General features: G+C 67.9%; 5 protein-coding genes. 1 reads left to right on the top strand and 4 read right to left on the bottom strand.

Annotated features, from left to right (window positions below; translation table 11 throughout):
- The first annotated feature begins 595 nt into the window (after nt 1–595).
- Nucleotides 596–1660 carry an Lrp/AsnC family transcriptional regulator gene (locus AQJ46_RS11715; protein WP_079072219.1) on the top strand — a complete coding sequence of 355 codons (1065 nt, stop codon included), beginning with the start codon at nt 596–598 and terminating at the stop codon, nt 1658–1660.
- A gap of 97 nt (nt 1661–1757) precedes the next feature.
- Here AQJ46_RS11715 and AQJ46_RS11710 read toward each other — a convergent pair whose 3' ends face one another.
- The 4 genes from AQJ46_RS11710 to AQJ46_RS11695 form a co-directional block, all read right to left on the bottom strand.
- Entirely contained in the window at nt 1758–3221 is a 1464-nt protein-coding gene (locus AQJ46_RS11710) for an APC family permease (RefSeq protein WP_059205490.1), read from the bottom strand.
- A gap of 95 nt (nt 3222–3316) precedes the next feature.
- Nucleotides 3317–4672 (bottom strand): 4-aminobutyrate--2-oxoglutarate transaminase, encoded by a 1356-nt coding sequence (gabT, locus tag AQJ46_RS11705; protein WP_059205489.1) that lies wholly within the window; start codon nt 4670–4672, stop codon nt 3317–3319.
- Between the two features lie 154 nt (nt 4673–4826).
- Nucleotides 4827–5840 (bottom strand): agmatinase, encoded by a 1014-nt coding sequence (gene speB / locus AQJ46_RS11700; protein WP_059205488.1) that lies wholly within the window; start codon nt 5838–5840, stop codon nt 4827–4829.
- Between the two features lie 516 nt (nt 5841–6356).
- Nucleotides 6357–7850: an aldehyde dehydrogenase family protein gene (locus AQJ46_RS11695; RefSeq protein ID WP_059205487.1), complete on the bottom strand. Its 1494-nt coding sequence runs from the start codon at nt 7848–7850 to the stop codon at nt 6357–6359.
- Between the last annotated feature and the right edge of the window lie 25 nt (nt 7851–7875).

The raw sequence follows: 7875 nt of genomic DNA, 5'->3' as shown, positions 1-7875 counted from the left end.
AACACGTCCCCGGTGGCCAAGTCGAGCAGGCTTCCAAGGCGATCGCTCCAGCTCGACAATGGCCTTGGACGCGCGAGCAGCGGATTCACCTCCCCCAGGGCATACCCCGCGCCGGCCCGAAGGGGTACCAGGCATTGCCGAGGACAACGCGGCCAGCACTCCGTGTACATCGCCCCCACAGGCCGAGGAGGGCCGGCACGGCACATGGCCCCAACTTGCGGCGACGCGGAACGTCCCTGCCAAGCCTGGAGAAGTCGCCCGTGCCCGGTCGCAGGCCGGCGACAGCTCGCCTAGTGAAATACGGATGACGAAACGGTCTTCGTCGTCGAACTCGTTGTCAGAGAACTGGTCACCAACGCCATCCGGTAGGGCGGCGCACCAGTCCGTCTCCGGCTCATCCGGGAACGCGGGCTGATCGTCGAGGTAGTTCGAGCTCTGACGGGCCGACCCAGGGAAACCTTGAGGGTGCGTGAGCGCGGCCGGGGAGCCGAGGGCATGCCACGTCCGCCTCCGCCCCAGGCGGAGCGGGCAGACGCGACCCAAAGACCGAGTCGGCCGCGCGGAACTGCGAGCATCTCTTGCAGATGGTCCAGTAATGCAAACTTCACGGGTTGCGGAGGTACGATATGAAATCGTAGCGCCACCTGAGGGGGACCACATTTTGGAAACGTCAAGCCAGTCCGCAGGTAGGTCATCGAGGGGCAGGGAGGCTCCTGGAGGGCTGCTCGATGCTGTCGATCAGCAGCTCGTCAAACTTCTCATCGCAGACGGGCGAGCGGGGTACGCGGACCTCGGCGCTCGGGTCGAACTGTCGGGCGACGCGGTACGTGAACGGCTGAAGCGCCTGATCGCCGACGATGTGATTCACGTGATCGGCAGCGTCTCCCCCACCACGGTGGGCTTGGACAGCTTTGCGTTGGTGGGAATCACGGTGCGAGGGCCAGTACTCCCAGTGGCCCGAGCACTGGCAGAGATCCCCGAGGCCGACCTTGTCGTGCAGACGACCGGGATGTTCGACATCATCGTCGAACTCGTGTGCCGGGACGACCGAGAACTGCTCCGGGTCCTCGACGAGTCGGTGCGTGGCATTCCGGGAGTACTCACCTGTCTTGCCATGCAATACCTGTCGGTGGAGAAGTACGCGACAGAAGGCTCCCAGCAGCTCCTCCTCGGTGGGGGGCGTCCCGGCACCGCTACAGGCGCGGGCGCGAGGGAGGAGTTCGATGATTCCGACCGTGCCCTGATCGCTGTTCTCCAGCGGGACGGCCGGGCCTCGTTCAAGGAGTTGGCGGAGCAGTCGGGCGTGCCGTACGCAAGCGCCCGCCGCCGGGTGCTACGCCTCCTTGAACGGGACGTGGTCAGGATCGTGACCATCACCAACCAGCTTCTGTACGGTCGGCGGGTACAGGCAGGGGTGGGACTGCGGGTGCAGGGGCCGATCCCCGAGGTCGTGCACGCCCTACGAGAGATCGACGAGGTGGAAGTGGTAGCGGCGACCACCGGGCCGTACGACCTGCTGCTGGAGGTCAGCTGCGCGAGTCGGGCGGATCTGTACCACCTGACCGGCACGGTGCTCCGCCAGATCACCGGCATCACCTCGACGGAGACGTTCGGCTACATCGACATACACAAGCTGCCCTATACCTGGACGGCCCTGTGAGTTCGCTGGTCCCCGTGGGAGCCGACGTGGGTGTGTCGCCTGCGACAGGCAGCACACCCAGGTCCTGGAGTCCTTGCGAGCGGTAATCGCGAGGTGCTCATGCGCCATCCGCAGCAGGCACCGGCGGGGCCGCCGACGGTGGGTCGGCGAGGCGCGCCACCTTGGCCCGGACCTTGAACCACAGGGTGAAACCGAGGAGGGCCACGAAAGCCATGGCCAGGAGCACGGCGTAGTTCTCGTACCAGGGCAGCTGGGGCGACCTGGGCCAGACGATGTTGACCAGCTCGAAGACCAGCCAGAGCGCCGCCACGACCGTGATGGGGTAGCCCCATCGCCCCAGAGTGACGCGCCCAGGTGTCCAACGTCCGCGCAGTCGGTAGACGAGGACCGCCACGACGGGCATCGCGAAGGCGACGAAGAAGCCGCCGGTCGAGAAACTCACGAGGGTGTTGTAGAACTTCGCCGAGAAGCCGGCGCAGAGCACGATCATGGACAGCGTGCCGGCCGTGACAACGGCGGCCAGGGGGTACTGGTGGCGCCCGGCGAGCTTGGAGAGGCGGCCCGAAGCAGGCAGCACGTCGTCGCGTGCGAAGGACCAGATGATGCGCGACGCACTGGTCTGCGCGGCCATCATGCTCGCGAGGAACCCGATCACGATCAGGATGAACAGGGGCTTGGTGACGCTATTGCCCAGCGCGGCCTGAGCCGTCTCGGCGGTGGGGTCGAGCATTGCACCCGAGACGACGGCCTTCATGTCCGGTATGGCCAGAATGAGAGCGAGCCCCGAGAAGAGCACGACGGCACCGATCGCCAGCAGCGACGCCACCATGGCCTTCGGGACGTTCCGCTCGGCGTCGACCACCTCCTCCGCGATGGCGCCGGCGCTCTCGAAGCCCACGAACGCCCAGCCGACGAAGCCCACCGCCGCGAACAGACCCGTCCAGAGCCAGTCTCCGCCGCCCGTTCCGGCGGTGTCGAAGATGACGCTCAACGGCTGGTTGCGGTGCCCGATCAGCAGGATGCTTCCGAGCACGATGCTGCCGACCACCTCAGCCGTCAGGCTGAGTACGGCGAAGGTCTTGACGGCCTTCGGCCCTGCCGCGTTGAGGGCGGTCACCACCAGCGTCACAGCAATCGCGACCAGGACCTTCGTCGTGCTCCCGAAGGGCTGCGTACCGAGAATGATCGGCAGGAAGGTGGCCACGTAGTAGGCACCCCCGGCGACGGCGACCATCAGCGACCACATGTACGCCCAGCCGGCGAACCAGCCGTAGTGCTCCCCGGCCAGGCGGCGTGACCACTGGTACACACTGCCCTCGAACGGCCACTTCGAGGCGAGTTGCGCGAAGACACCGGCCACAAGAAGCTGCCCGACGAGAACGATCAGGAAGGCCCACCAGCCGGCAGGCCCGGCGGAGGTCACGACCAGGGCGAAGACTCCGTAGAGCGCCACGATCGGGGAGATGAAGACAAAGGCGATCGTGAAGGCACTACGGAGGGTGAACTCCTTCTTGAGTCCGCCCGAGACCGCATCCGGCGGCGTCAGCTGCTCGGTCGTCATGGCGTCCCCCTAAGGGACGAAGTGCTGCCTGCTCTACACATCATGTACCTCCAGCGGGGGGTGTCGGGGATCCGCGAGTTGCCTGAGGGGGGTCTTTACTGACGGGCTTCCAGAGCCTCGTGGAGGATGTCGAGGCCCTCGTTGAGGAGGTCCTCGCCGATGACGAGCGGGGGGAGGAAGCGGATGACGTTGCCGTAGGTGCCGGTCACCAGGACCAGGGCACCCTGCTGGTGGCAAGCAGCCGCCAGAGCTGCCGCCGCCTCCGGATTCGGCTCCTTGGTCGCACGGTCCTTGACCAGCTCGATGGCGATCATGGCGCCGCGACCGCGAACGTCACCGATGACGTCGAACCTCTCTGCCATGGCGGTGAGGCGGGGTTTCATGATCGCCTCAATGTTCTTCGCCCTGGCGTTGAGGTCCATCTCCTTCATCGTCTCGATCGCACCGAGTGCAGCCGCACAGGCGATCGGGTTGCCGCCGTACGTGCCGCCCAGGCCGCCCGCGTGCGCGGCGTCCATGATCTCGGCGCGTCCGGTGACGGCGGCGAGCGGGAGGCCGCCCGCGATGCCCTTCGCCGTGGTGATCAGGTCCGGGACGATGCCCTCGTCCTCGCAGGCGAACCACTGCCCGGTGCGGCAGAAGCCGGACTGGATCTCGTCGGCGACGAAGACGATGCCGTTGTCCGCGGCGAACCTGCTCAGTGCGGGCAGGAAGCCCTTCGCCGGCTCGATCACGCCGCCCTCACCGAGCAGCGGCTCGATGATGATCGCGGCGACGTTCCGGGGGCCGACCTGCCTGGTGATCTGGTCGATGGCCTGCGCGGCGGCCTCGGGACCGGCGTTCTCCGGACCGGTCGGCCAGCGGTACCCGTATGCCAAGGGCACCCGGTAGACCTCGGGTGCGAACGGGCCGAAGCCGTGCTTGAAAGGCATGTTCTTCGCCGTCAGCGCCATCGTCAGGTTCGTCCGGCCGTGGTACCCGTGGTCGAACACGACCACGGCCTGCCTCCCGGTGTACACGCGGGCGGCCTTCACGGCGTTCTCCACGGCCTCGGCACCGCTGTTGAACAGCGCGGACTTCTTGGCGTGGTCACCCGGCGTGAGGTCTGCGAGTGCCTCGCAGACCTGCACATAGCCTTCGTACGGAGTGACGCTGAAGGCGGTGTGCGTGAACTGTGCCGCCTGGTCGGAGAGGCGGCGTACCACCGCTTCCGCAGCGTTGCCGACCACCGTGACCCCGAGACCTGAGCCGAGGTCGATCAGCCGGTTGCCGTCGACGTCTTCGACGATCCCGCCCCCCGCACGCGCCGCGAAAACCGGTAGGACCGTGGCGATGGCGTCCGCGACAACGCTCTTCTTGCGCGTCATCAGTTCCTGCGACCTGGGGCCGGGAATCGCGGTGAGGATGCGGCGTTCCTGAGGAACGGCCGGGCCTCCGGGCAGTACGGTCATGACGACTCCTGGAAAAGATGTGCGGATGACGCCAACGCTAGCGACGACGGTGACATTGGCATCAAAAGCTTGTCAAGAGTTCACTCTCTGAAAAAATCCAGAGCAATTGATGATTCGAGTGAACACCGCGCCGCATGTAGGGGCAGCGAGGCCGTCACGCCCCGCGCGTGCTGCCCGGAGCTCGCGACGGGTCGATCTTCGGTGCCCAGGCGGACAGCAGCTCGTAGCCGACATGGGCCGCGGCGACACCGGTGATCTCTGCGTGGTCGTACGCGGGGGCGACCTCGACGATGTCCGCACCGACCACGTTCAGACCGCTGGTGGCGCGCAGCAGCATGAGCAGTTCGCGGGCCGTGAGTCCGCCGGACTCGGGTGTGCCGGTGCCCGGCGCGAAGGCCGGGTCGAGAACGTCGATGTCGACCGAGACGTAGACGGGGCGTTCGCCGAGTCGGGCACGCATGCGTTCGACGGTGCCGCGCACGCCGATGTCCTCGATCTCTTCGCAGCGCACGGGTGCGAAGCCGAGTGCACGGTCATGGTCCATGTCGCCGGGCCCGTACAAGCCGCCGCGAATGCCGACGTGCATGCATCCTTCGCGGTCCAGCAGCCCCTCCTCGCCGGCGCGGCGGAAGGGCGTGCCGTGCAGGTAGGGGGTGTTGAAGTAGGTGTCCCAGGTGTCGAGGTGCGCGTCGAAGTGCAGGACGGATATCGGCCCGTGCCGGGCGTGCAGCGCGCGCAGCACCGGCAGGGCGATGGTGTGGTCGCCGCCGAGGACGAGCACCTTGTCCGCGCGTTCCAGGACGCTGCGGGCACCCTGCTCGATGGAGGTGATGGCGGCGGGGATGTCGTAGGGGTGGGCGGTGATGTCGCCGAGGTCGACGACCTGCTGGCCGAGGAAGGGCCAGGCGTCGGCCTCGGGGTTGTAGGGGCGCAGCAGGCGGGAGGCGATACGGATGTGCTGGGGGCCGAATCGGGCACCGGGCCGGTAGCTGACACCGGCGTCGAAGGGGACACCGACGACGGCCACGTCGAGATCGCCGGTCTCGTGGGGGCGCGGCAGCGAGGCGAAGGTGGTGGGTCCCGCGAAGCGGGGGACCTGGGTGAAGTCGGTCTGTCCAACCACCTGGTCGAGGCGGACCCGGGGCTGGGGAGGCAGGGGGGTGCCCATGTTGGCGCCTTTCTTGGGGATGCGGTGGTGGTCACAGCAGACTGGCGAGTCCCTTGCGGACTCCCTCTGCCAGCTGCTCGAGTTCTGTGTCGGTGACGCACAGGGCCGGTGAGATCTGCAGGCCGCCGGAAGCGAACGGACGGGTCAGAACGCCGGCGTCACGGATGGCGTGCACCGCGCGGTGGACGAGGGAGGGGTCCTTGCGACAGTTCGCTCGGGCCGGCCCAGAGCCTGCGAGCGGTCGGTCAGTTCGTCGGTCGGCGCGTTGGCGTAGTCGCCGAAGGTGGAGTACACGTGCAGGCGCGGAAGTTGGGCGTGGGCCGCGTCGGCGATCTCGCGACGCCCGTAGTCGGCGTGGCAGAACCAGTTGGTCCCGAGCGGCAGACATGTCCTGGGCAGACATGTCCTGGAAGGGATGCCCGTGGGCAGAGGTGTTCCGGGTGGCACTGGGCATTGCGTGAGTTCCTCAGTTGCGGGGACGACCGATCCGATTGAGGCGGCCGGCCCAGGACCGGCCTACAGGTCGATCACCGTGGTCTTGAGCTCGGTGTAGTGGTCGACGGCAGCCGAACCCAGCTCGCGGCCGAACCCGGACGCCTTCACACCGCCGAAGGGCAGGGTGGGGTGGAAGACCCCGTAGGTGTTGACCCACACGGTGCCTGCGCGCAGGCGCCGGGAGACGCGGTGTACGCGGGAGGCGTTCGTGGTCCACACGGATGAAGCCAGCCCGTAGGCGGAACCGTTGGCCAGTCGGAGGGCCTCGCCCTCGTCGTCGAAGGGCAGCACGGTCAGGACCGGGCCGAAGACTTCTTCCTGTTCGATGCGCTGCCCCGGCCGGGCTCCGGTGACGACAGTCGGGGCGACGAAGAAGCCCTCCTCGTCGGGCAGTTCAGATGTGGTCTCGACGTTGGCACCCTCTGCGGCCGCCTGGTCGACGAATGCGGCGACACGGTCGCGCTGTACGGCCGAGACGAGCGGCCCCAGGCTGGTCGCCGGAGCCAGGCCGTGACCGAGGGACAGCCGGCGGGTGCGGCTGATGAGTTCGGCGACGAACTCATCATGGACGCGACGGTCGATGATCAGGCGGCTGCCGGCGACGCATACTTGTCCGGCGTTGGTCCAGATGCCCCCCATCACACCGTCGATCGCGGCGTCCAGGTCTGCGTCGGCGAAGACCAACTGGGGGCTCTTGCCGCCGAGTTCGAGGCTGACCTTGGTGAGGGTGCCGGCGGCGGCGCGCATCACGGCCTGGCCGGTGCGGGTCGATCCGGTGAACGCGATCTTGTCGATCCCCTGGATTGCCGTGAGCGCCGCGCCGGTCGCTCCGGCCCCGGGAAGGATGTTGACCACGCCGTCCGGGACACCGGCCATCGCGCACAGCTGCGCGAGGTAGGCCGTCGACAGGACCGTCTGCTCCGACGGCTTGGCCACGAAGGTGTTGCCGAACGCGAGGGCGGGCGCCAGCTTGTACATGAGAATGGGCAGCGGGTAGTTCCACGGCGTGATGGCCGCGCATACTCCGATCGCCTCGCGGGTGCCGGTAGCGACGAAACGGCGCGGTGCGGGGATGACCGAGCCCTCGACCTTCGTGGCCCACCCCGCGTAGTAGCGCAGCACGGCGACCGCCTCCTCGATGTCGAGGCGGGCCTCGGCCAGAGGCTTGCCGGTGTCCAGGGCCTCCAGCTGGGCCACGACCTCGGCGTCCTTCTCCAACAGGTCGGCGAGGTGGCGCAGCGTCTGCTCGCGCACCTCCGGGTCCAGCTCGCTCCAGCGACCGTCGTCGAAGGCCCTGCGGGCGGCAGCCACGGCGTCGGTGACGTCCTCGGCCGACGAGGCGGCGTAGGCGGTGACGGGCAGGCCGGTGCCCGGGTCGATCACATCAATGAGGGTGTCGGAGCGGGCCGTGCGCCAACTGCCGTCGATGAAGGGGCCCAGCGGCGGCTTGTCGAGCCAGCTGAGCACGGTGGACGACAGCAGGCCGCGTACTTCGGGGGTCAGTTGTGCGGTCATGGGATGCTCGTTTCTGTACGTCGCC

Origin of the sequence: Streptomyces canus, from assembly GCF_001514145.1 — a bacterium.
Lineage (GTDB): Bacteria > Actinomycetota > Actinomycetes > Streptomycetales > Streptomycetaceae > Streptomyces > Streptomyces canus.
This window is presented reverse-complemented; position numbering and strand designations above follow the sequence as displayed.

Bases quoted from the DNA above. Each gene is read 5' to 3' on its own strand.
- AQJ46_RS11715 (WP_079072219.1), top strand. From the start codon at position 596: ATGCAAACTTCACGGGTTGCGGAGGTACGATATGAAATCGTAGCGCCA.
- AQJ46_RS11710 (WP_059205490.1), bottom strand. From the start codon at position 3,221: ATGACGACCGAGCAGCTGACGCCGCCGGATGCGGTCTCGGGCGGACTC.
- gabT (WP_059205489.1), bottom strand. From the start codon at position 4,672: ATGACCGTACTGCCCGGAGGCCCGGCCGTTCCTCAGGAACGCCGCATC.
- speB (WP_059205488.1), bottom strand. From the start codon at position 5,840: ATGGGCACCCCCCTGCCTCCCCAGCCCCGGGTCCGCCTCGACCAGGTG.
- AQJ46_RS11695 (WP_059205487.1), bottom strand. From the start codon at position 7,850: ATGACCGCACAACTGACCCCCGAAGTACGCGGCCTGCTGTCGTCCACC.